This window comes from Paraclostridium sp., assembly GCF_051657365.1.
Taxonomy (GTDB): domain Bacteria; phylum Bacillota; class Clostridia; order Peptostreptococcales; family Peptostreptococcaceae; genus Paraclostridium.
Genome location: NZ_JBOFKN010000020.1, coordinates 1 through 24,127 on the forward strand (window position 1 = coordinate 1; position 24,127 = coordinate 24,127).

Consider the following 24,127-nt stretch of genomic DNA (forward strand, 5'->3'; position numbering starts at 1 on the left):
AGCTTTTATTTCAGTTTCAGTTATATCTTCTCTTGGATCTGTTACAAATAAGCTTATTTTTCTGCCTAATGTATTTGAGAAAGTCATTACTAATCTAGTTTCTAATTCTCCCATTTTCTATTCCCCCTATAATTTATTAGTTTAACTCTGTGTTATCTTGTTTTACTACTGATAGTTTATCGTGTTGTTGTAGTGATATTAGTGTTTCAGCTACGTTGAATACATCAAGAGATGCAGCACTAGCTTTTACATTTGAGTAACTTCTTGATTTAACTATCGTTTTTCCATTGTCCCCCAACCCACAATCAAATTTTATTTTTAATGTTGAGTAATTCTTTGTTTCTGATACTTCTGTAGATATTCTATTATCTGGCATGGTGTAACCCCCTTTTTAATTTTTACTTTTAATCAATTGATTAATTACAGTGTATTTGATTAAGAGTGTTAAGTCCTAAAATATATTTGAGGATTATTTTTGTGAACTATTGTTCTAGGAAATATAAATACGATAATTTAGAAATTTATTTTTTATATTAAAATAGGATAGAAAAGTACACAAAACAGGTCTTTACTAGTCTTTACTGTATTTAAAAAGAGTATTTAAAAGCATTTAAAGTATTTAGGTATTCTGGAAGTATTGGTATAACTTAGATGTAGTAGTTGAAAGTAGACAAATTAGTACGATAGGTAGACAACTTTGAAAATTTGTCTACTTTAAAACATTATGATATATTTAGCTTGGAGAGTGATGGCATGGAAGAAAAGCAAGAAATTTTAATGAAACATAATAACTTGGTTAAATCTAGATACAGTATTACATTGAATGAAAATAGAACATTTATATATATTTTATATAAACTACAAATAAAAAATGAAGGAGTTTTAAGCTGTGAAATAACAAGGGAAGAGCTATCAAGATTTATAAAAGGCCGAACTGATTCATCTATAAAAGGTATAAAGAATATGTTAACTACATTAAGAAAAAAAGAGATAAATATAAAAACTCTACTAGATGATGGTTCTTACGTCTGGAGTTCTTATGGTTTTATAAATGGTTGGGATTATTTCAGTAAAACAGATACTTTTAGAATAGAGGCATCTGAACGTATTTATATATTATTACATGATTACTTGAAAGAAGGATATACTCCTGTAAATTTAAATATTTGGTTAACCTTAAAGAATTCATATACACAAAGGTTTTATGAGTTGCTTAGGCTATGGAGCAGTTCAAAGGATAGTATTAATTATAAGGTTAGTGAGCTTAGGGAACTTTTAATTTTAGAAAATAAGTACCCAAAGTATTCAGAACTAAGAAAAAGGGTGCTAATACCTGCAATAGATGAATTAAACTCTACTGGATATTTTGAAATAAGTTATGAAGAAAATAAAAAAGGTAGAAATATTGAGTCTATAGACTTTATTGTAAAAGATTTGGACAAGCGAAAGTATTTTACCAAGGATGATATTATTAGTAATGACAAAGAAGAGGTAGTATTTAAAGCTAAGTTTAGTCCTTTGGATGAATTCCAAAATCAAAAGGACTGTGATTTTGAGTATTTTGTTCCTGATGAAATACTGTTTACCAAAGGTACTTTAAGAAGTTTTAAATTAGACTTTAAAGGAATTGATTTTAAAAACAAATATATGGAAAAAGCCTTTAATGATGCAGTTATGGTAACTCTTGATAGAGATGATGTAGAGACTATTAAAGCCACGTCATACAAGTTTTTCAAGGTTACTTTAGATAATAAGATTGTTGAGTGTAAAATTGAGGAGAAAGAGGATATAGAGCATCAAAAAAATATTGAAATGTATTGGTAAAATTCACGTATAAGTGAAACTAGATAAGTTTAATTTATACGATATGAGGGATTAAATTGGAAATTAAAATAATGTTTAGATTTATAGTAGGGGTATTAGGAGCAACTCCTTTTATGTTCTTAATAAGTGAATTATTAAGAGTGAGAGGTGTTTTTACAAATACAATAATATGGATTATATGCTTTTTCATAAGTGCCTTTTGTTTAGGAGAATTAGGAGGAGCATTAATGGTTTTATTCTTGGTAATCAATATATTTATTATCACAGGATATTTAAGTATTTACTGCCCTAAAGCTATAAAATACTTAAAAAAATAAAGTGTTTGAAAAAAACAATTAACAAAAGTTGGAAATTCCAAACTTTAGAAAATAAGGTTTGAACAATTACATAAAAAATAAAAAAGAGTGTATCTGATGAAATGTAGTAATTTCAATAGATACACTCTTTTTTATTTTAACTATACCCTAAACCTAAATTTTAAGGCTAGTTATTTTAATATTGTTCATTTATTCTATTCAGTAAATTGGAATTTACTTTTATTTATTTTTTCCACTATCTAATCCTGCTCCAATAGCTAAACCAATAGATAAGTAGATAGCTAAATTATCAAATACTAAACCTAAAGCAGTACCTAAGCATATACCTAATCCTGTATAACTTATATTTTTATTTTTCATATCTTTACCCCTCCAAATTCCTATTTGTCCATATTATATCAAAATTTAGAGATTAACAAAATGTACACTAAAATAGATGTTTTTTAGATATTTATAATACAAACTGTTCCTTAAAAACTTGTTTAAAGAGAAGTAGTAAAAATGCACGTAGAATCAATTTATTTGGATTCTAAGAGCATTAACTTTATTCAAAATACATAACTAGTCCTTAAACGGAAATTTTAAGGATACTTACCTTTTTAATCTTTATCTAAATCTGCATTTTCTTTAAAACCACCAGTTGAGTAGGTTATAGTTACAGTTACTTTGTTATCTATTCCATTACAGGAAAGGGCGTAGATATTATTTTGAGGTTTTCCTTTTATATTACAACTTAATAAAAAACTTCCATCACCTCCATATAAAAGAGTCCAGTTTTTATCTTCATTTATAATTTCATTTTTTGTAATATTATGCATTTCTAAATATTTATAAATATTTAGAAATGCATAATATTACAAAGAAACTGCCAAAAATCAAACCTAATAATATTAAAATTATTATAAGATGTTTTTTATTATTAGGTTTGATTTTTGGCATATTAATACTATTTATAATTCTCATTTAATTTACCTCGAATTAACCATTATATGTATTTTTGATTAATAATATATACATTATTAAATTTTTAAAGACTAGTGAAAATTATATAAAAATTCAAATAAAAAGTATTGAAGGTGGATTAAGATAGGTTTATTGGGGAGTGAAATGTAAAAAAACAGTGTATTATACCAAAAAAACACATTTAAAGATAACTAGTAAAAAAGCCCTTAAAATCCATTTAATTCGATTCTAACGGCTTTAACTTTATTTAATCTCTAAACGCTAGTCTATAATCGATTACTCAAATCTTCTAAGATTTGAGTAATCGAACATTAATTTATATGTAAATTTTATAGAATTTATAAAAATAAAAAAATCGCTATAGACAAGTTATTTCAATATGTTCGAAATTAAGCGTTCTATTTTTACACGTATGTCATTGTTCCACCTATTTTAAATCAGGATTTTTATTAAATAAACCATCTGAAGAAACTTCTATTACAGTTACTTTTTTATTTATACCATTACATAAAAAATAATATTTATTTTTTTCTGGTTTATCCTTAATTTTACACTCTAAAAAAAAGTCTGCACTTTCTAAACTTTTTAAAAAATAGGATCCTTTTTTAATTTGGACTATTTTAGTATCTAAATTTTGAGCATGTATATATTTATAAATATTATTAAAAGCTCTATGCCTAATAATATAAAAACTAGTTATGCAAATAACTATGGTAATAATTATTACATATATTATTCTTCTGAATTTTATAAAATTTATATTCATATGATATCTCCTAATTATTATTAGCTTATACGAGAAGGCATATAAGCGCTTGTAAAACAGTCAACTAATCCTCTAGGAGTAACATATCCTGAAGTACGCTTCATTACAGGTAATGAACCTGAACCATACCAGTAAGCACAATACACGAGCTTTGAACAATATGCAGTACTCATATCGTATAAATGTGGAGATAATCTATATGGAATATGAATGTTTTTAGTTGCACTTCCATTAGTTGAATAATAATGTCTATCAGCATAACGTCCAATTTGTCTTGCTAAACCTCTATTTTTAAGTCTATAGATTTTTATCCAACCTTTTTTATAGTAACTTAACCAATTACTAGCTGAACTCTGTCTATTGTTATCGTTTAAATCACCATATCCAGGCATATCTAAAACATATCCATTTCCATTGGCTATAGCTGCATGACCCGCTACTCCATAAGAGCTTGTTGAATTAGTAATTAATATATCTCCTGATAATATAGGAATGTTGTTGCTAGTACTTCTTTTTTATCTTCTAGATGAAGGTTTAATAACGATTTCATCAAATAATTCTGAATTCATTTTTGGAAATTGTCCATAATTATTTAACTCTAACCATTTATTATATGAAATATCTTTTAATATACCTTGTGCTATTGCAGTGTTGTAATTTTTTCTAAGGTCTTTTTCTTGATCTTGCCAATTTTCTTGACTAACCTCAGATGAATCTATAGCTCCACTTTCAACTCCTTTTTGATATAAAACATTTGGGTCTTGTATATTTTCAGATTAAAATGTATTTTGTCTTGTCCTTATTAACCTAATAAAGCTATATATATAATTTTTATATTCTTGAAATTAGATATAAAATTCAAATTATTAAATTTTTAAAGACTAGTTCAAATTATATAAAAATTCAAATAAAAAGTATCGAAATTGGATTAAGATGGGTTTATTTGGGAGTGAAATGTAAAAACTAATGTATTATACTTTAAAAACTTGTTTAAAGGTTAGTAGTAAAAAAGCCCTTAAAATCCATTTATTTAGATTTTAAGGGCTTTAACTTTATCTAAAATCCATAACTAGTCTTTAAAGTGAAACTTTAAGTCTAGTTGCTTTTTAATATATAGTTATTATCTAAGTATTCATTTTTTCGTTTGCAATATCATAATTTAAAAACTTTTTTACATCTTGGTTTACAACGATACTACATATAACTATAAGTGATATTACTGTGCCTCCTATAATAACAGTTCTAGGGTTCATAAATTCACCTAATACACCACCAACAAAATTTCCAAGAGGAGAAATAGCCATTGCTAAGGTACCTATAGTGGCAAAAACCTTACCTCTTTTATCTGATGGTGTTAGTTCCATTATAGTTGAGTTTGCAAGTGTATTAAATACAAACATAAATCCAAATGCAGTAGTAAAACATAATAATATTATTATGAAGTTATTGATAAATGCCCCAAACCCTATAAGTGATACAAAGGTTATTATTGAAAAAATATAAACACTATATTTATGATTTGACTTAATATTTATGAATGATAATACCAATGTACCTATTAAAAATCCTAAGCTTTGAAATCCATTTAAGATACCATACTTACTCATTCCAAGAGAAGGGTTAGATAAAAACCAAGGTATTATTAAAACTCGTATCATTCCAAATAAAAAATTTATAAAAAAAGCCATAATTAAACTTCTAACTAAACCTTTAAAAGTTAATATAAATTTTATGCCTTCCATAAAATCTTCTTTAAAAGTTATATTTAAATTTTTTCTTTCTATTTTAGGGATTTTAATAAAACCTTCAGTAAATGCTGAAAATAGGTATGATATTGAATTAATTAAAAACATTAAAGGTGCTCCGATAAGTGTATATAAAAAACCACCTATAGATAGACCAACTATATCTGCTCCTGTCGTTGCCATTTGATATGATGAGTTTGCCTTAACTAATTTATCATTGGGTACTATTTCTGGAAGTACAGATTGTATTGACGGATTAAAGAAAGATGAACATATACCAAGTAGCACACCCATTAGCATTACCATCCATATTTTTAATAATCCATTTAGTGCTAATATAGCAACGAATAACATTCCGAAGCCTCTTATTAAATCTCCAAGTATAATTAACTTTTTCCTATCATATCGATCTACTATAACACCTGCAATAGGACCTAATATTATTCTAGGTATTGTAACTAAAGCCATAATACTCCCCATAATAGTAGTTGAACCAGTTTCTTGTAACACCCAAAAGCCTAAAGCCATTGAATACAATGCATCACCAAAAACAGATACTAATTGACCTTGCCATAACAAAAAAAAGTTTCTATTCCATAGTTTCAAACGCATCCCCCCTTGTGCAAATTATATATAATTTTATGTTAAAAAAAGTAATCTAATAATAAAAATTTCTATTTTGATAATCGTTTATGAAAAATACTATTCCCTAAGAATTTGTTTAAAGAGAAGTAGTAAAAAAACCCTTAAAATCCATTTATTTAGATTTTAAGGGCTTTAACTTTATTCGAAATATGTAACTAGTACCTAAACGGAAATTTTAAGACTTGTTAAATTAAGCTTATGTTTTCGTGGTCATTCTAAAGGGTAATCTGCATTTTTTCTTCAAAATTACACCAATGTTTGTTCAACGTGAGTAATACCAATTGGGTACTTTTTATATCATATAGATATAAAATTTATGTAAAGGAAAATAATCATTTAGTAGAGAATATCTGATTAGTATAAGAATTTATAGTATTAGAGAACTTGTAAACTTAGGCTACTAAAGCAATACTTATATACTGTATTTACTAATTTTTAAAAATGGGAGGTTAACATATGAGATTTAAAATATTACATACTAATGATATTCATAGTAACTTTGAAAATTTTTCTAAAATAAGTACAAAAATAAAAGAGCTAAAAGATGAAAACACATTGATACTAGATGCAGGGGATTTTCATGATTTTAAAGATATTATGCTTGAAGGAACAAAAGGAATAGCTGGAGGAAAATTATTGTTAGAAGTGGGATATGAAGCTATTGCAATAGGAAATAATGAAGGATTTGCAGGACTAGAAATATTAGAAGCTATGACAAACAATACAAATTTACCATTTCTATCGTGCAACTTAGTTCATAAAAATCATCGAAGTATAAGAGGGGTAAAAAGAAGTATTATAATTAATAAATCAAGAGTTAGATTTTTAATTATAGGAACATCACCAGATTATGGTGATTTCTTTAATTTATTTGATATGGATCCTTTAGACTATAAAGAAGAAATATTAAAAGAAATAAGTGAAAATAAAGGAAAATATGATGTATGTATATTACTTTCACACTTGGGTCTTATTGAAGATGAAGATATAGCCAATACAATTGATGAAGTAGATATTATAATTAGTGGACATACTCATAAATTAATGGAAAAACCATTGGTAGTGAAAAATACTGCTATTCATATATCTGGTTGTTATGGAGAACATTTAGGTATATTAGAATTTGATTATGATGGGCAAGTAAGTAATTTCAAGGGCGTAAATGTAAATATTGAAAATATAGAAAAAGATAAAAGTATACTAGATATTATAGAAAATAGTAAAAAAATAGCTAATGCTAATTTAAGTAAACCTTTATATAGTATAAATAAAGATATGTGGCATGATGTTGTAGAGGAAAATCCAATAACAAACTTATTAGCAGATGCAATTAAAGATATATTTGATTCAGATATTGGATTAATAAATAGCGGTATTATGAATAGTGGAGTTGTAAAAGGTGATGTATCATTAAAAAAATTAATTGAAATATGTCCATCACCATTAAATCCAACTTATATGAAAATCCAAGGAAAGTACATAAAAAATGCACTGCAACAATCTTTAGATTCACAAACATGTTATCTTGATGGTCGTGGTTCTGGCTTTAGAGGTAGTTTTTTAGGTAGACTTCATATTTCAGGTGGTATAATTGAACATGATGGAGAGAGTATTGGAAAAATAATTATAAATGGTGAAGAGTTAGAGTCTGAAAAGTATTATAGCGTTGCTACATCAGATTATTTGCAAAGAGGAACAGGTTACAAAGATTTATCAAATAATATAGATGAAAGATATAGACCAGAGTATTTAAAGATAGTGCTTATGGATTATTTAGGTAAGGATGAATATTTGAAAAATGCTTTTGTTAATAGATGGATAAGAGTGTAGTGTTTCACAAACAGATCTACCTAACTAAAAGCATATTCAATTGACCATATCGTAAGATTATATTAGCCTAATAACTTTACTACATTTAAGAGATTAACAGTTATAAAAAGAAAAAATTTTTATCTTTGATTACTTCTTTTGTTCTACTTTTTGAAAATATATGGAAGTGAATAGGTGAGATTATATTAAAATACTATTCCCTAAAAACTTGTTTAAAGATATATAGTAAAAATGCCCTTAAAATCCATTTATTTGGATTCTAAGAGCATTAACTTTATTCAAAATACATAACTTGGCCTTAAAGTAAAACTTTAAGGCTAGTTGTTTTATTAATGATTTTTTAACAAGTAGAATTATACACTTGCTAAAAAGCCATCAACAAAACTAATTAAAAAAGGAATTGCAACTCCTATAAAAGTTAAGATAATTCCTGTTTTTTGAATTGAATTTAAACGAATAAAGTCCTTTTTAAAACCAATTAATAGAAAAATTACACCTAAAAAACTTGTAAAACTTCCTAGAGTATATAAAATGTCCATAATTTCACCTCTCAGATATTATTTAATAAACTCAAATTTATTTTAACATATTATTGGAATAATTTTACATAAAAGTGAAATATGAAAGTTTAAATAATACTTTAAAAATTTGTATAAAGAGTACTAGTAAAAATGACCTTAGAATCCATTTTTTTATTCTAAGGTCATTAACTTTGTTCGAAATATATAACTAGTCATTAAAGTAAAATTTTAAGATTAGTTAGTATCTACAATAATTTATTTATTAATTGTATTCTAACCTATTGACTTATTAAAATCAATAGGTTAGAATATAATTAATAACACTCCTATTAATAAGAGCGTTATTAATAGGAATACAAAATAAAACAAATGAATGTTTACAGGAGGTAGCTATGAATAATAAAAAATTTAAAATAAGCGTTAATCTTACAAAAGATCAATATGATCAAATCAATGAACTTGCAAAAGAAAGTGGACAGACTCTTACAGATTTCGTTATATCTAAGTTGCCTATCCCTCAAGAGCATAACGTTACACTAGATATGGTAAGAGAAAAAATAAGCAAACTAAATGTTTCAGAAGAGTTCAGTTTACCATCTTTATTTGGAGACGTATGGATTGATTTTTCTAAACGTAGTAGGCTATCAATGGGAAGATTGTTTTATAATAAAGTAGAAAGTACAGAAATAGATAACGTTGAATTTGCAGGCAAAAATAGTGCTAATTTAGCTTTTTATAGAAAAATAAAATAAAAATAAAAATAAAAATATTAAAAAATAATTAAATATAAGGAGCGTTTTTATGCAAAAATTTATATATGATAAAGATTATCTAGAATTTATAAAATTAAATTTTGATAGAATTGATATAAAAGAATTTAGAAAAGTAATAGATGAGGAGATTCCTCAAATAGAATTAGATGAAGTCATGAAAAGAATTCCTCAAAACTCAGAGATTCATATATGGCTAAAAAGAAAATTTGATAGTCGCTATTTTGATGGAAATCAAGAAGAAAGAGGAGTAACTTATCCTTACTTAATTAAAGCTATTGCTGGATTTAAACAACTTTGGAAAACTGAAAAGTAATATGAATACATAGAACTTTTTAAAAATCATATTTAATTACATATTTTTCGAGATGTATATAATATTTTAAAAAAAGAGAGGATTGTTATGTCTTTAATTTATGCAATGAGTGATATACATGGGCATCTGGATATTTTTAAAAGTACTTTAAAGAATGTAGATTTAAAAGAAAAAAACAATAAACTAATATTACTAGGGGATTATATTGACAGAGGGGATAAAAGCTGTGAGACTCTTTATTTTATTAAAGAGTTATCAGAAAAATTCCCTAATCAAGTTATCCCATTGATAGGAAATCATGAAGATATGTTTTTAGATGATTTAGATGCTATGTATCCTATAGGAGAGGTTTCAGAGATAAATAAATAAATATATAACAGAAGATGAATATAAAGTTATTATATTAAAAGTTGAAAATGAGTCTGATGGACTTTTAAAAAGTATGATGATATACAAATATGTAACTGAGTTAATAAAAGTAAAACATAAAAATTTGATTACATGGCTTAAAGGATTGCCTTATTACTATGAAACTGAAGAACAAATTTATGTACATGCAGGTATAAATGAAGATGTTAATCATTATTGGAATGTTGAAACATCTGATGAAATGTTTATATGGAAATATCCCCCAACAATAGGTAAATTCTATAAAGATATTATTGCAGGGCATACTCATACTTCAGAAATATCAGGAGATGAAAACTACCACAAAGTATTTTGGGATGGAGAAAATCATTACTACTTAGATGGGGCAACAATTATTAGTAACAATATTCCAATTCTAAAATATGATACTGATAAAAAAAGATATTCTAGTTTTGAAAAGATTATAGATGAAAAAGGTATTGTTTCATTTGTTGAATATAAAATAAATCAAATAAAATATTAGAAATAGAATCAGGAAAATTCAGAATTCTAGCTCTACCTCTAAATTAACTAATATCTAAAAACTTATTTAAAGAGTGCTAGTAAAAATGACCTTAGAATCCATTTATTTAGATTCTAAGGTCATTAACTTTATTCGAGATATATAACTAGCCCCTAAACGGAAATTTTAATACTTGTTGTTCTAGTATTGATAAATTGTACCTAAAAATAGGAGCTTATTGATTTGATCCCTTTATATTTTCAATATATTAATATTGTTCATTTAATCCACTCAGTAAATTGGAATTTACCTTTTTATTTATTTTAACTATTCGCTTGATTTTTATTTTTAAAGTCTATAAACATATTAAAAATACAAAATAAAGTCGTTAAAATAAGAAATCTTCTTTCTGATATTATATTTAATATTACCAACGACCCTATTATTAAAAAATAAAATCCCAAGACTATCATTGCTATACTTAATATGGTCATCATCTTAATATCCCCCCCATAACTTCCTATTTATCTATATTATATCTAGGCTTAAAAAAGAAATTCAAAGACTAAATCAAATTTAGGTGTGAAAGCTTATATTTATTGCTAAACTTTAAGTAAGGGTAAAATATTTTTAGAAGGGAGTGAAATTGATGCAATTTTCAATAGGTGATATTGTAATGTTCTTGACGATTTTAGGACTTGGTTTATATTCTGCAAAACAGTATTACAAATCAAAACATAAAAAATACCTATTATTTTTGCTAGTTTGTATTTATGGAATATTTAATAGAAATAGTATGATTTCTATTAATGGAGTAGAAATTAACAATACAATTTATGTTGAGATATTTAGATATATAATTATAGTTCCAATAATAATACTTGGATATAAATTGTATAAGAGAAAAGAATTATTTTAAATTAACTATTATTAAAAAACTTAGTTAAAGATATCTAGTAGAAATGCCATTAGAATCCATTTTGGGGGATTCTAATGGCATTAACTTTGTTCTAAATATGTAACTAGTATTTAAAGTGGAATTTTAAGGCTAGCTATATTTTAGTTCAAAAATTATATGATTTAGTCCAAACTTTGAAAATGAATTTATATATTTGATATTCTATTAAATATATTTTTAATAAGGAGAAATAGAATTGATGGAATGTAAAATATGTAAAATTGAAATGAAGAAAGTAAATTTTGGTACTGGAATGGCGGGAATAATGCCGTATCTGTGGTATAAGAAAAAAGGGATTCTTGAGCTTGAAAAAAGAAGTAGTGTTTCTTGTTATGTTTGTGTTGAATGCGGAAAAATTGAATTTATAGCAGATGAACCACAGGTGTTTAAAAATATTTAGCTAGTTCTTAAAAATACATTTAATATTTAGTGTATTTATGGTTTAGGTCTAATTGAATAAATAATAGGAAGATAGTTTAAATGTTTCGCCAGCACGTTGCTCAAGAAACGCTATAAACTATAATGCCAGACTAAAAAACTAAATTGATCATTTATTTTTATAGATATAGTTAGGGTTAGGGTTATTGGTATACGTAACTCACGGTGAAGTGAAAGATTGAATAATAAATATAGGTTAACTTTTCACGGCATCGTGAGTTTTAAAAATTATGGTTGTAAAAAAATTTATTTAGATAAGTCTGCTGCATAGATACGAGATTCATCTCCCCAAGGGTGATACCCCGTACCTATGTGGTTGAAATCGTAGTGCTCGTAATATCCTATATGATCAGTACATAAATATAGCCTATCAAATCCAGCATTGAGTGCGTCTAAAAACTTGTTTAAAGAGTATTAGTTAGGTGTTTAAAGTTAAATTTAGAAGAGAGTTTTAAAATTTGCTTTTCTTTTATTAATTAAATATATAACATAAAGATTAAAAGGGGAGAGGTGATTTTATGAAAAATAGATGCATAATGGTATTTCCTAAATTTAATAATATTGAAATTATAAACAAAATAAAAAAACAATATGATCCACTATTTGAAAAAGTACAACCTCATATAACATTAGTTTTTCCATTTGAAAGTTGTATATCATCACAGGAATTACAAAAGCATATAATCTATGAATTAAGTAATACAAATCCTTTTGAATTAACATTACAAAATATAATTAAAGTTTCAAATGATACAGGGCATTATTTATTTTTAGATGTAGTAGATGGAGAAGAAAAACTAAAAGTAATTCATAAGAATCTATATAATGGAATTTTAGAAATATACAAACCGTCATGGTTGGATTATATAGATTTTAAACCTCATATAACTTTAGGATGTTTTAAAAGTAATGAAGAGTTAGAATCAGCATACGAAAGCATTAAAAATATCAAAAATAAATTCAATACTATCGTTAATAAAATTTCAGTTGAAAATATTGATAAATATGATAATTCAATTATTGAAATGGAAATAAATTTAACTAGTCTCTAAAAACTTGTTTAAATAGTACTAGTTAAAATGCCCTTAAAATCCATTTGTTTGGATTTTAAGGGCATTAACTTTATTCGAAATACATAACTAGTCCTTAAACGGAAATTTTAAGACTTATTGTTTTAATATAAAAAACTACACATAAAATCATATGTTTTTTTGAACGGTTCATTAAAAGTTTATAAATATTTTTTAATTAAATATTTTTTATCATTATTAAACATATAGTTATTTCATCCCAAAGCTCTTTTATTTCTTCCAATGGGTAAAAACCGACACTTTGATAGAACTTCCTTGTATCTGCATAGTACTTATTTGGATTTGATGGGCCTAGTGTTTTAACCTGAAGAAATTTACTACCCATATTGGCTAATGTGCTATTAGCAATCTCAACTAATGATTTTCCTACATGCTTACCTTGATATTCTTTTAATACTCCTATGACATATATTTCTGATGTGTACTCATTATTATGCTTTATACTTATAAACCCAATAGGTTTCTCTAAGTCATAAGCTACATAAAATTTAGTATCTTTTACACCTTCTACATATTCAACTATAGCCTCTTCAATACCAAACCACTCAGGAAGTTTTCTTAATATACAATCAGTAACGGTAGACTTAACCTCAATATCATGTATTTCTATAATCTCAAACATAATTCTCCCCCTAGCATTTTTATCATTCATCTTGAAACATTTTCTAACTAAATCATAGCAGAACTTTTAATTTAAGTGTGTTCACAATAAAAGATGTTTTCGTGGCAATTATTTTGAAAATACTATTATCTAAAAACTTGGTTAAATGGTACTAGTAAAAAAGCCCTTTAAATCCATTTATTTGGATTTAAAGGGCTTTAACTTTATCTCAAATACATAACTAGTCTTTAAGGTTAAATTTTAGCGAGTGTTAATTGTTATATATTTAATAATAATTCTATACTATTTTTGACTTCAATAGGAATTTGTAATGTTAGATTACGATATAAAATAGACTTATATTTTACTCCATTATCTTTAAAATATTCCATTATCAAAGGGAGTCTACATTTTGGATCATTCATAACTTTATAGATAACAAACCAATCTTCAAGTGACATAAGATTAATTTTTACACAATCTTTATTTATACTAGAAACTATTGATTTATCATCAAAAATTACTTCATATAATTTATTTTCATCAAAGCATATTTTAAATCCACCGATAAATTCAACTACAATTCCATTTATATCATATCTAAAAAATTTATTTGATTTAAATTCATCATTTTTCTTTATATCGATAAGATTTCCTATTTTGTTCATCGATAATTTTATCCTGTTTTCATCTTTTGGATCTATCAATATATCAATGTCTTTTGGATCATTTAATAATCCATACTGATTTAATAAAGTAGAGCCGCCAACTGCCCAAAGGCAACCTGAACTGTTTAAAGTTTTTGCAACTTTATTTAAAATTATATTATTCATAAATTCCTCCTATAATTAAATTAATATGTTTATTATATCAAACTAGTTTTAAAAACTTATTCCAAGAATAGTAGGAAAAAGACCTTATCTAAAATATGTAACACAAATTTTAAATAAAGTTATTATTTTTGACATTTTAAAATATGAATTTAATAAGACTATACATCATCATAAGGATTATAAATCAATACATAATGATAAAGTTCCTCTGGAATTGATTCAATCTTATTATATAATTTAAACCCTAAATGTTCATATTTCATAACATTTTCTTCTGTTTCAGTTTGTAAAATACAATGTAAATTAGTATTTTTCGCCTCTTGTAATACAGATCTAATTAATTTACTCATATATTTTTGTCCTCTATATCTTCTGTCAACAGCAACCATTTCTATATAAAAGCATTTATCTATATTATTAGGGTAATTATCCATAGAGATATTTTTAGATTTTTTTATAATATCAATTAAAGAAATATACTTTAAAGCTGGTAAATTTATAAATAATGATTTTACAATAGCTCTCATCATATTTAAATTAAATAATCTTTTCCTATTATCTATAACACCTATCACACCTTCAAGATTTTCGGATGTTGCATAAACAGTTCCAATAGTCATTGTTATATTAGCAACACTTCTGTACATGTTAGGTAGTATTTTTTTTCTTATGGATTCGTCAGGAAAAAAATATAGCATTAAAGGATTGTCAATAAACGAATCTGCCAATAAGTCCCCTACATCATTTACATATCGTTTATCTAACTTTAACAATTTAATTGACATTTAATATCCTCCTAAATATATTTACCACCTACCCAAGGCTGTTAGTAAAAAAATATAATGTGTTTTGTAAGGCATAAGCATAGGGGAATGTGTTTCTACCATTATCTTGAATTTCTCAAGTGAAACATACGATACCTCTTTCACTTCATTATCGTAGAAATAATAATCATCTAAAAGAATATCAGTTCTATAAAGGAACACGTCATCTATTTCATTTTCAAAATATCCATCAACCTCTCCATACTCTCGACACGAAAAGAGATATTGGAGTTTATCTATTTCTAAATCAATGCCAAGTTCTTCTTTTCCTTCTCGTATAGCTGCTTCTAAAGATGTTTCACCAGCTTGTATATGCCCTGAAAACGAAATATCCATCATATTTGGGAACATAACTTGACTATTTCGAGTTTGTAGTAATATCTCATCATTAGAATTAACAATCCATACACATACCCCTTTATGAATAAGTCCTTTTCTATGAGTCTCGTATTTTTCCTCAGTCTTACCACATTTTTGACCTAATTCGTTATAAATATCAATCATTTCCATTAATACACCCCCATAAATTTCTATTTATCTATATAATATTAAAATAATATTTATTTAGCAATTTTACACTAAAACAGCTGTTTTAATGATCATTCTTAAAAATGTTATTCCCTAAAAACTTGTTTAATGTGAAATTTTAGAACTAATTAAATTATTGTAGTTATTTTGTATAAAATCTAATACTATTTATTATAAATTAAAATGAGGGGAATGGTATGCTTTATGAAATTAACAAAACCTAAGGCTCTAAACATAGGAGATAATGTTGCAACTGTAAGTTTATCATGGGGCGGTGCAGGAGATAAAGATATTTTATGGAGATATAACTTAGGAAAAGAAAGATTAGAAAAAGATTTTGGATTAAATGTTATAGAAATGGATTATACACTTAAAGGAAGCCAATTCATATATGAAAACCCTAAGAAAAGAGCTGAAGATTTAATGAATGCCTTTAAAGATAAATCAATTAAAGCGATATTCTCTTGTATTGGTGGAGATGAAAGTATTAGGATTCTACCGTATATAGATTTTAAAGTCATTAAAGAGAATCCTAAAATATTTATGGGATATTCTGATACAACAATAACTCACTTAATATGCTTAAAAGCAGGTTTATCAAGTTTTTATGGACCATCAATACTAGGAGAATTTGCTGAAAATGTCAAGATGCATGAATATACATTTAACTGGATTGATAAAGTTTTATTTAAGAATGACACAATAGGCAAAATTTATTCTTCTGATAAATGGACTAGTGAGTATATACCGTGGATTGAAACTAATAAATATACACAAAGAAAAATGAATGAAAATAATGGATATGAATTGCTTCAAGGACAGGGCATCGTAACTGGAAATTTAATAGGTGGATGTATTGAAGTTTTAGAAATGGCTAAGGGTACAGACATTTGGCCATTAAAAGAGGTATGGGAAAATTCAATTTTATTTTTTGAAACATCAGAAGATATTCCAGAGCCTAAATATATAGAGTATTGGTTAAGAAACTATGGGTCTCTAGGAATTTTAAATTCGATTAATGGGATTATATTTGGTAAACCATACTCAAATAAATACTATGAAGAATATAAGGATGTAATTTTAAAAGTTATTAGGGATGAATTAAACTTAGATATACCAATACTTTATAATCTAAATTTTGGTCATACTGCACCTATGTTTATTATCCCTTATGGATGTAATGCAGAGATTAATTGTGAAAATTTATCATTTACAATTTTAGAATCAGGAGTATTTTAACTAGTCTTTAAAGTGGAATTTTGGATATGGTTAAGATATAATAGATAGACCTTTGGGACGCAAACACTCAGAGTATGACCATATATACACACTTAATTATGGTTATATACCTAATACAATATCTGGAGATGGAGAAGAAGTGGATGCTTATAAAAAAGCCCTTAAAATCCATTTATTTCAATTTTAAGGGTGTTAATTTATATTATTGAATAGTTGGTTTTTTACCGATGTATAATCCATGCATACTATATCCTATAATACTTTCATCTTCGCAAGATTTAAAGTGATAATTTAGCCACTTTTTAAATTCATCATCATTAAATTGATTTACTATACTTCTTAACATATCAGATAAACCATCAGTTCCTAGATGATGCAATTTATCGAAATTATTAGATTTCATTAGATTTTCGATTTCTTTAAAATTAGAGAAGTAGAAAAAGTCATTCTCATCTCCAAATTCACAACCTTTTTCAACTATTCTTTCTAATCCAGTGTCATTAATAAAATCTTTGTCCCTATTAACCATTTTCACTAACTGAGCCAATTGATTTGCATAAGCTATAGCTAAAATACCATTTGATTTTAATACTCTTGAGCATTCCTCGATACATTTATTTCTATCATATTCTGATGTAAGATGGTATATAGGTCCTAAGCATAAAACTATATCAAAAGAGTTATCTTTAAATTCACCTAAATCTAGCGCATTTCCTTGAATAGGATTTATTTCTATTGAATTTTTTAAAGACTTTTCCTTCATTATCTCTACATGCTTTTCACATAATTCTAATGCAGTTACATCACAACCTTTTTTTGCATAATTAAATGAATATCTACCTGTTGCCGCACCAACTTCTAAAATTTTATGATTAGATTTTATGAACTTATCAAGGTACCTTGTTGTTGTTAGAAACTCAACGCTATGAGCCTTATCTTTAACTAATCTACTATCTTCATCATAATCTGAATAGTATTTTTTTACTTCCACAGAAATATCCATAACCCAATCCCCCCTACAACTTTAACTTTCAAAATATTTTTTATATTAGTATAACACTATTTGATTTGTTTAACAGAAGATCAATAAACATAATTTAAAATAACTAGTTCTTAAAAACTTGTTTAAATGGTACTAGTAAAAATCACCTTAAAATCTATTTAGTTCTATTTTAAGAGCATTAATAGCTTAAATATATAACTAATTAAGAAATAAAGCCTATTAAGCTGTAAAAGTTTATACTTATTGTTAAAATATGAGTAAGTGTATATATTACAAGGGATTGAAACTGATGCAATTTTTGATGAGTTGTAAAAAAGCCGGTAGTGCCATTTTTTAGGAACTGCGGGCTTTAATTTTATTATTAAATTTATAATGAATATATATTTAATATGAATGGTTATAAGTATAGTTATATAGATTTTCATGGTAAAAAGAAAGACTCACTAGATGATATAATATATATCAAATACATAATATCAGAAAAGGTTGTATTTAAAACTGTTGAAGGTAAGTTGAAAAATGGAAAATATAAAGCTATTCTCACATTTAAGAATAGCTTTTTTAGTTTTTTGTAGTTAAATATTCAATATAAACTAAAAAAATTGTAAAAAATATGCAACTAAATGAATATCTACTGAATCTAATATACGTAATCATGATTATAGGGAGGACAATATGACAGAAAATATAGTACTAAAAAGAGTGAGGCTTTTTAGTAAAAAAAGTAAATTAACAGAAGAAATAGATTTAATAAGTGCAGCTAAAAAAGGTTCAGATAAAGCTTTTGAAGAGCTTATAAATATATATAAAGAATACCTTTATAAAATGGCATTTATTTATACAAAAAATGAGCACGATGCATTGGATATTTATCAAGAAACAGTGTATAAGGCCTATTTAAATATAGATAAACTCAAAGATTCAAGTTATTTTAAAACTTGGATAACGAGAATACTTATAAATAATGTACATGTGAAAAATAGACACGTAAATAGGTTTAAAGATGTTGAAGTAGAAGATTACATAGGTGAAATAGAATATTCAAGTATAGAGGAAAAAATAGATTTATATGATGCAATAGATGTATTAGAGGAAAAGTATAAGACACCTATAATACTACAATATTTTCAGGATTTAACAGTAAGTCAAATATCTAAAATAATGGATTGCAATGAAAATACAGTAAAGTCATATATAAGGCGAGGAAAGAAAAAATTACATGATTTATTGAAGGAGGAATTATAATGAGTAAATATGATGAAATAAAAATTCCAGATAACATAGACTCTATAACTAATAATGCTATATCAAAAGCAAGAAAGCAAAAGAATTTAAGAAAGTACAAAAATGTAATGCTTGCATCAATAACAACATTAGTTGTTGGAGGTGGAGTGATGGGTGTTATAAATCCTTCACTAGCAGATTCTATACCTATAGTGAAAAATATAGTGAAATATTTTGATAACAATACAAATTCTAGGTTTAAAGGTGATAAACGTGAACTAGAGAAGACTTCTAATAGTTTAAATTTATCTGTTAAAGATAAGGATATAGAATTTAAAGTAAATAGCATATCTTATGATAAGAGTTGTATGACGGTCTTTTATACTATAAAAACAGATAAAAATATAAAGGAAAATTATAAGGTAAATGAAAATCCTTTATTTGCGCATCCATCTATTGATTTATTCATAAATGGAAAAAGATTCGATTCATACAGTAATCCAGAATCAGAATCTAAGTATGTAGGAAGTGATAAATTAGAAGGTATTTATAGATTTGATATGAGTGGTATAGATATAAAAGCAAATGATAAGGTAGAGTTAAAGATAAATAATATTTTTGATACAGATGGTAACTGGAATATAACTACTATTTTAGATAAATCTAAAACTAACGTAGATAGTCACACTTATAAGGTTAATAAGAAATTTACAATAGGAGAAACTAATTATGATATAAAAGAAGTTATAATTTCTCCATTAGGAAATAAGATACTTCTTCAAACTAGTGAATTAAAGGATTCAAATAAATCAAATGAAGAAAATGAACTTCTAGCTGGATTTGTACTTATGGATGATAAAGGTAAAATTCTAAATGTAATAGATGATGTAAGTTATGGTCCAGATGAAAAAACTGGAATTGCAACAAACTCATTTGAGTTTATAGGTGCAGATAGGAATACAAAATATTTACAAGTTATCCCGACAAAACATATACGTTTTGCAGAATATGAAATATCTGAACCAAAGAGCATAAATAATCTTCCTTTAACATTTAAAACAAGTGAAGTTGGAAAAATAAAGATAGACAGTTTCAAGGCAACAGGTGATAAAATAGAATATACTTATTATAAAGAAGGACTTGTAGACCATGAAGTTTGCTTAGATTATTTCGATAAAGATGGAAATGAAGTAGATTTTGGTGGAGTTAAAGATACATACGTTGATAGAAAAACTGGAAAATATACTGGAACTATTGATTATAATGGATATAAACATAATGAGGAAAAGATAAAAAGTATAAGCAAAATTTCTGTTTCTTATATTAATGATGAGAGGTTATTAAAAGATAAAGCCATAAAGATAGAGTTGAACAAATAAGCCCTATAGAAGTAAAATATTTAAATATGCTTAAAATACTGTTCCCTAAAAAACTTATTTAAAGAGTTATCGTAAAATGCCCTTAAAATCGATTTATTTCGATTTTAAGGGCATTAAGTTTCTAAATACTATATTTTAAAAAAATATGCTTACGCTACTTTACTCGCTTAAACATTGGATGATTTTCTCTAAATTGAACTAAATCCCATAAGTTTCCATATAAATCTTTAAATACTGCAACAGTTCCATAATCTTGCTCTTTTGGTTCCCTAACAAATTCTATACCTTTTAATAACATGTCATTGTAGTCTCTCCAAAAATCATCTGTACCAAGAAATAAGAATACTCTACCACCTGTTTGGTTTCCTATAAAAGAAATTTGTTCTTCTTTCGATGCCCTTGCAAGTAGTATTAAAGTTCCATTTGACCCAGGCGGGGAAATTACAACCCAACGCTTATCTTGCTCTGGTTGGTATGTATCCTCTATCAAATTAAACTTAAGTTTCTTAGTATAAAAGCTAATAGCCTCATCATAGTCATTAACAACTAAAGAAATATAGACAATAGATTGTATCATTATTTTATCACCTCTACATAATTTTGCTTATTAATACAATTATATCATGATTAAATAGTAGAATAGTTTATATATGAATTTAAAATCTAACTATTTCCTAAGGTGAAATTTTAAGACTTGATGATTTTATATTTTTTTATATTTTTAAATTTCAAATATGAATAATTCTTGAATAGGAGTATTTAATTCTTTTGAAATTCTAACAGCTAATTCAAGAGAAGGATTATATTTAGCATTTTCTAATCTAGCTATAGTTTCTCTTCTAACATTAACCTTATTAGCTAATTCTTCTTGAGTTAATTCATTAAATTGACGATATTTTTTTAAATTACTAATAAACTTTGTCATAATTATTTAATTCCCCATATCAAATTTATAAGTTAAAAATGCCCACAGATTCATTGCAAATGCAAAACTAAGAGCTATAGTCAAAATTTGTAATTTATAAATTATAAATAAATCTACTGTATATAGTCTAATTGCAAAAGTTGATACAAATACTATAACAAGTCCAGTGTAAAGTGCTATAGTTCCTGCTCTATGCTTATTGGCAATTAATCGTTCATCTTCATAATATCCTAGCTTACTCCACCAAATATGTGAAAACTCTGCAAAGAATGCAAATAGCAATGAAAACTTATTTGACTTTTTCATAACTAACTCCCCCTTGTTAACGTGATATATTTATATCTTTATATTACATATATATCACACCTCTATTTATATTATGACTAAAGTTTAAAACAGATATAATAACTTTTGATTAAGTCTATAATTTACGATATCGGGAATACTTAAGACAATGTGATTTAAATTATTAAAATTACATAATAATATTTTTTATGAGTTATATTTTATTTTATAGTGTAGTTTAGATCAGAAAAAGACCTTTACTAGTCTTTACTAGTATTTAAAAAAGTATTTAATAGTATTTAATAGTATTTAGACATATCTGTAACTGCTGGTATTACTTGGATTGAGTTCTTTAAATATGACATTTGGGAAGTAAACTATGACAAAAGGGAAGTATATTATGACACTTGGGAAGTGTAACTATGACATATAGGAAACTAAATATGACACTTGGGAAATTTAATATGACATTTAGGAAGTCTAAATATGACAACTTAATGAATAATTGTCATATTTAATTTTTTATAGTACTATCTATCATATGAACAAAATATAAGAGGTGAAAAATGAACAAAGAAGAGTTAATAAAACAATTTGGAACGGATGAAGATATAAAAGTGTTGATGAAGCACAACGCACTGGTTAAAGCTAAATATAATTTAACATTGGTTCAAAATAGAGTGTTTGAGCTTTTATTATATAAATTTCAAAAAGAAAAAGAAGGTATTTTAAGTTGTGAGGTACACAGAGATGAGTTTAGAAATTTAATAGGAAAAGAAAAAGATAGAACTATAAAGGGAGTAAGTGATTTGTTAGAATCTCTTAGAATTAAGGAGATTTTAATAGCTGAAAAGATACAAGATAAGAATAAGTATAAATGGCATAGATTCGGTCTTATAAATGGGTCTATTTATGATGAAGATAGAGATGTATTTACGGTAAAAGCTACGGAAGAGATATATTCTTTAATTCAGAATTACTATAACAAAAGAGAAGGACACACACCAATTAATTTAATAGTCAAATTAGGAATGAACAACTATTATGCTCAAAGGTTGTATGACTTACTAAGAGTTTGGAGTGGTACTAAGCAAGTTATAAATTATGAGGTTGAAGAATTGAAAGAGTTGCTACAAATAGATAAAAAGTATAATTTATATGGTGATTTTAAGCGAAGAGTTATACTTCCAGCGATAAAAGAGCTTAATGATACTGGGTATTTTAATATAGATATTAAAGAAAATAAGATTGGTAGAAAGGTTGATTCTATCGACTTTATAGTTAAGGATTTGGATAAAAGAAAGTATTTTACTAAGGATAATTTCGTTAATGATGTATCTAAAGCAAGTGAGCTAAAAGAGTGTGCAGTTAGTATAGATGAAGAAGAGAATTTATATGTAAAATGTGAAACAAATGAAACTATTCAATCTAATACAGATGTGTTTGTTCCTGATGAATCTGTATTTACTAGGGGAACTTTGAGAAGTTTTAAAAAGGATTTTAAGGTAATTGATTTTAAAAATGAATATATGGAAAGAGCCTTTGATGAGGCTATCATGATCACTCTTGATAGAGATGATGTGGAAACTATAAAAGCTACTTCGTATAAGTTTTTCAAGACAACTTTAGATAATAAGATTAAGGAGTATAAATTAGAGGAACAAAAGGATTTAAAATATAAAAAAGAACTAGAAAAATATTGGTAGAAACCAAGTAAAATAGCCTATGCAGGTAATGTAGGGGCTATTTTGTGTATTTATTTTAAGTAAGTAATTTAAGATTAATTTAAGATTTTTTTCCAATTATATTTTAAAAAATCTTGGTCATTTATATATTTTATATTCATTCAATACACTCAAATCCCTATAATTAAAGTAAATAATACATGTTAAATATATTTAAACAGACTATGATATTAAGAAAATTTAATAGTATAATATAAGTGAATTTCGTAGTGAAATATATAAATATTTCACATATTATATAATGTTTAAATTAGATAAATTCATATGTATTGCTATATATGAGTTAGTATAAAGTAATGATATAACTTATATGTTGGTTTTGTATAATTTAAATACATTTTATACAGATAAATCACTATCTTTAAAAACTTTGTCTAAAGAGCTATAGAAAAAATGACCTTAAAATCCATTTATTAAGATTCTAAGGTCATTAACTTTACATAAAATAAATAAAAACGAAAATTTAAAGATTCCTTCCATTTTTAT

General features: G+C 25.8%; 32 protein-coding genes. 15 read left to right on the forward strand and 17 right to left on the reverse strand.

Features of this window, described 5'->3' with window-relative positions; all coding sequences use genetic code 11:
- On the reverse strand, positions 1-114 hold a 114-nt coding region (locus ACRCYC_RS00935; RefSeq protein WP_438617339.1), incomplete at its 3' end, for a DUF2922 family protein.
- A 22-nt stretch (positions 115-136) separates the two neighbouring features.
- The gene (locus ACRCYC_RS00940; RefSeq protein WP_438617303.1) at positions 137-376 is read right to left on the reverse strand and encodes a DUF1659 domain-containing protein; all 240 of its coding nucleotides are present in this window, start codon (positions 374-376) and stop codon (positions 137-139) included.
- Positions 377-753: 377 nt separating this feature from the next.
- On the opposite strand from ACRCYC_RS00940, the gene ACRCYC_RS00945 reads away from it, so the two are divergent.
- Entirely contained in the window at positions 754-1,824 is a 1,071-nt protein-coding gene (locus ACRCYC_RS00945) for a replication initiation protein (protein ID WP_438617304.1), read from the forward strand.
- A gap of 56 nt (positions 1,825-1,880) precedes the next feature.
- Complete coding sequence (locus ACRCYC_RS00950) at positions 1,881-2,141, forward strand: hypothetical protein (RefSeq protein ID WP_438617305.1); 261 nt, start codon at positions 1,881-1,883, stop codon at positions 2,139-2,141.
- A gap of 219 nt (positions 2,142-2,360) precedes the next feature.
- On the opposite strand, the gene ACRCYC_RS00955 is transcribed toward ACRCYC_RS00950, so the two are convergent.
- From ACRCYC_RS00955 to ACRCYC_RS00975, 5 genes are all read right to left on the reverse strand, one after another.
- Positions 2,361-2,501 (reverse strand): hypothetical protein, encoded by a 141-nt coding sequence (locus ACRCYC_RS00955; protein ID WP_438617306.1) that lies wholly within the window; start codon positions 2,499-2,501, stop codon positions 2,361-2,363.
- A gap of 239 nt (positions 2,502-2,740) precedes the next feature.
- Complete coding sequence (locus ACRCYC_RS00960) at positions 2,741-2,959, reverse strand: hypothetical protein (RefSeq protein WP_438617307.1); 219 nt, start codon at positions 2,957-2,959, stop codon at positions 2,741-2,743.
- 572 nt (positions 2,960-3,531) lie between these two features.
- Positions 3,532-3,870 carry a hypothetical protein gene (locus ACRCYC_RS00965; RefSeq protein WP_438617308.1) on the reverse strand — a complete coding sequence of 113 codons (339 nt, stop codon included), beginning with the start codon at positions 3,868-3,870 and terminating at the stop codon, positions 3,532-3,534.
- 20 nt (positions 3,871-3,890) lie between these two features.
- Positions 3,891-4,262 (reverse strand): hypothetical protein, encoded by a 372-nt coding sequence (locus ACRCYC_RS00970; protein WP_438617309.1) that lies wholly within the window; start codon positions 4,260-4,262, stop codon positions 3,891-3,893.
- Between the two features lie 732 nt (positions 4,263-4,994).
- Positions 4,995-6,221, reverse strand: a complete 1,227-nt coding sequence (locus ACRCYC_RS00975; RefSeq protein ID WP_438617310.1) for an MFS transporter — start codon at positions 6,219-6,221, stop codon at positions 4,995-4,997.
- A gap of 495 nt (positions 6,222-6,716) precedes the next feature.
- Here ACRCYC_RS00975 and ACRCYC_RS00980 point away from each other — a divergent pair, with 495 nt between their 5' ends.
- Positions 6,717-8,090: a bifunctional metallophosphatase/5'-nucleotidase gene (locus ACRCYC_RS00980; RefSeq protein WP_438617312.1), complete on the forward strand. Its 1,374-nt coding sequence runs from the start codon at positions 6,717-6,719 to the stop codon at positions 8,088-8,090.
- Between the two features lie 353 nt (positions 8,091-8,443).
- Here ACRCYC_RS00980 and ACRCYC_RS00985 read toward each other — a convergent pair whose 3' ends face one another.
- Positions 8,444-8,629 (reverse strand): hypothetical protein, encoded by a 186-nt coding sequence (locus tag ACRCYC_RS00985; protein ID WP_438617313.1) that lies wholly within the window; start codon positions 8,627-8,629, stop codon positions 8,444-8,446.
- Positions 8,630-9,003: 374 nt separating this feature from the next.
- On the opposite strand from ACRCYC_RS00985, the gene ACRCYC_RS00990 reads away from it, so the two are divergent.
- The 4 genes from ACRCYC_RS00990 to ACRCYC_RS01005 all read left to right on the forward strand — a co-directional run bounded on the left by ACRCYC_RS00990 (position 9,004) and on the right by ACRCYC_RS01005 (position 10,589).
- Positions 9,004-9,363, forward strand: coding sequence for a DUF1413 domain-containing protein (locus ACRCYC_RS00990; protein WP_438617315.1), 360 nt, complete (start codon positions 9,004-9,006; stop codon positions 9,361-9,363).
- 49 nt (positions 9,364-9,412) lie between these two features.
- Positions 9,413-9,697: a hypothetical protein gene (locus tag ACRCYC_RS00995; RefSeq protein WP_438617316.1), complete on the forward strand. Its 285-nt coding sequence runs from the start codon at positions 9,413-9,415 to the stop codon at positions 9,695-9,697.
- An 87-nt stretch (positions 9,698-9,784) separates the two neighbouring features.
- Positions 9,785-10,066 carry a metallophosphoesterase gene (locus ACRCYC_RS01000; protein WP_438617318.1) on the forward strand — a complete coding sequence of 94 codons (282 nt, stop codon included), beginning with the start codon at positions 9,785-9,787 and terminating at the stop codon, positions 10,064-10,066.
- A gap of 73 nt (positions 10,067-10,139) precedes the next feature.
- Positions 10,140-10,589, forward strand: coding sequence for a hypothetical protein (locus ACRCYC_RS01005; RefSeq protein ID WP_438617319.1), 450 nt, complete (start codon positions 10,140-10,142; stop codon positions 10,587-10,589).
- Positions 10,590-10,891: 302 nt separating this feature from the next.
- On the opposite strand, the gene ACRCYC_RS01010 is transcribed toward ACRCYC_RS01005, so the two are convergent.
- A complete protein-coding gene (locus ACRCYC_RS01010) occupies positions 10,892-11,065 on the reverse strand; it encodes a hypothetical protein (protein WP_438617321.1) in 174 nt (57 codons plus the stop codon).
- Between the two features lie 152 nt (positions 11,066-11,217).
- Between ACRCYC_RS01010 and ACRCYC_RS01015 the strand changes: the two genes are divergently transcribed.
- From ACRCYC_RS01015 to ACRCYC_RS01025, 3 genes are all read left to right on the forward strand, one after another.
- Positions 11,218-11,487: a hypothetical protein gene (locus ACRCYC_RS01015; protein ID WP_438617322.1), complete on the forward strand. Its 270-nt coding sequence runs from the start codon at positions 11,218-11,220 to the stop codon at positions 11,485-11,487.
- Between the two features lie 238 nt (positions 11,488-11,725).
- Complete coding sequence (locus ACRCYC_RS01020; protein WP_438617340.1) at positions 11,726-11,926, forward strand: hypothetical protein; 201 nt, start codon at positions 11,726-11,728, stop codon at positions 11,924-11,926.
- A gap of 556 nt (positions 11,927-12,482) precedes the next feature.
- Complete coding sequence (locus tag ACRCYC_RS01025; RefSeq protein WP_438617324.1) at positions 12,483-13,016, forward strand: 2'-5' RNA ligase family protein; 534 nt, start codon at positions 12,483-12,485, stop codon at positions 13,014-13,016.
- A gap of 196 nt (positions 13,017-13,212) precedes the next feature.
- Here ACRCYC_RS01025 and ACRCYC_RS01030 read toward each other — a convergent pair whose 3' ends face one another.
- From ACRCYC_RS01030 to ACRCYC_RS01045, 4 genes are all read right to left on the reverse strand, one after another.
- On the reverse strand, positions 13,213-13,677 hold the full coding sequence (locus tag ACRCYC_RS01030) for a GNAT family N-acetyltransferase (protein WP_438617325.1): 465 nt from the start codon (positions 13,675-13,677) through the stop codon (positions 13,213-13,215).
- 257 nt (positions 13,678-13,934) lie between these two features.
- Entirely contained in the window at positions 13,935-14,489 is a 555-nt protein-coding gene (locus ACRCYC_RS01035; protein WP_438617326.1) for a hypothetical protein, read from the reverse strand.
- A gap of 158 nt (positions 14,490-14,647) precedes the next feature.
- Positions 14,648-15,274 carry a GNAT family N-acetyltransferase gene (locus ACRCYC_RS01040; RefSeq protein WP_438617327.1) on the reverse strand — a complete coding sequence of 209 codons (627 nt, stop codon included), beginning with the start codon at positions 15,272-15,274 and terminating at the stop codon, positions 14,648-14,650.
- Positions 15,275-15,295: 21 nt separating this feature from the next.
- On the reverse strand, positions 15,296-15,823 hold the full coding sequence (locus ACRCYC_RS01045; protein ID WP_438617328.1) for an NUDIX hydrolase: 528 nt from the start codon (positions 15,821-15,823) through the stop codon (positions 15,296-15,298).
- Between the two features lie 222 nt (positions 15,824-16,045).
- On the opposite strand from ACRCYC_RS01045, the gene ACRCYC_RS01050 reads away from it, so the two are divergent.
- The gene (locus ACRCYC_RS01050; RefSeq protein ID WP_438617329.1) at positions 16,046-17,080 is read left to right on the forward strand and encodes a S66 family peptidase; all 1,035 of its coding nucleotides are present in this window, start codon (positions 16,046-16,048) and stop codon (positions 17,078-17,080) included.
- Positions 17,081-17,282: 202 nt separating this feature from the next.
- Here the strand turns inward: ACRCYC_RS01050 and ACRCYC_RS01055 are convergent, their stop codons facing one another.
- Positions 17,283-18,083 (reverse strand): class I SAM-dependent methyltransferase, encoded by an 801-nt coding sequence (locus ACRCYC_RS01055; protein ID WP_438617330.1) that lies wholly within the window; start codon positions 18,081-18,083, stop codon positions 17,283-17,285.
- A gap of 389 nt (positions 18,084-18,472) precedes the next feature.
- Here ACRCYC_RS01055 and ACRCYC_RS01060 point away from each other — a divergent pair, with 389 nt between their 5' ends.
- The 3 genes from ACRCYC_RS01060 (at position 18,473) to ACRCYC_RS01070 (ending at position 20,686) form a co-directional block, all read left to right on the forward strand.
- On the forward strand, positions 18,473-18,658 hold the full coding sequence (locus ACRCYC_RS01060) for a hypothetical protein (RefSeq protein WP_438617331.1): 186 nt from the start codon (positions 18,473-18,475) through the stop codon (positions 18,656-18,658).
- Between the two features lie 100 nt (positions 18,659-18,758).
- Positions 18,759-19,328: a sigma-70 family RNA polymerase sigma factor gene (locus ACRCYC_RS01065; protein WP_438617332.1), complete on the forward strand. Its 570-nt coding sequence runs from the start codon at positions 18,759-18,761 to the stop codon at positions 19,326-19,328.
- Entirely contained in the window at positions 19,328-20,686 is a 1,359-nt protein-coding gene (locus ACRCYC_RS01070) for a DUF4179 domain-containing protein (protein WP_438617333.1), read from the forward strand. Before ACRCYC_RS01065 ends, ACRCYC_RS01070 begins: the two co-directional genes overlap by 1 nt.
- A gap of 154 nt (positions 20,687-20,840) precedes the next feature.
- Here ACRCYC_RS01070 and ACRCYC_RS01075 read toward each other — a convergent pair whose 3' ends face one another.
- From ACRCYC_RS01075 to ACRCYC_RS01085, 3 genes are all read right to left on the reverse strand, one after another.
- Complete coding sequence (locus ACRCYC_RS01075) at positions 20,841-21,263, reverse strand: VOC family protein (protein ID WP_438617334.1); 423 nt, start codon at positions 21,261-21,263, stop codon at positions 20,841-20,843.
- A 144-nt stretch (positions 21,264-21,407) separates the two neighbouring features.
- Positions 21,408-21,611, reverse strand: coding sequence for a helix-turn-helix transcriptional regulator (locus ACRCYC_RS01080; RefSeq protein ID WP_438617335.1), 204 nt, complete (start codon positions 21,609-21,611; stop codon positions 21,408-21,410).
- Positions 21,612-21,617: 6 nt separating this feature from the next.
- Positions 21,618-21,917 carry a hypothetical protein gene (locus ACRCYC_RS01085; RefSeq protein WP_438617336.1) on the reverse strand — a complete coding sequence of 100 codons (300 nt, stop codon included), beginning with the start codon at positions 21,915-21,917 and terminating at the stop codon, positions 21,618-21,620.
- A 545-nt stretch (positions 21,918-22,462) separates the two neighbouring features.
- Between ACRCYC_RS01085 and ACRCYC_RS01090 the strand changes: the two genes are divergently transcribed.
- Positions 22,463-23,602 carry a replication initiation protein gene (locus ACRCYC_RS01090; protein ID WP_438617338.1) on the forward strand — a complete coding sequence of 380 codons (1,140 nt, stop codon included), beginning with the start codon at positions 22,463-22,465 and terminating at the stop codon, positions 23,600-23,602.
- Positions 23,603-24,127: the final 525 nt, after the last annotated feature.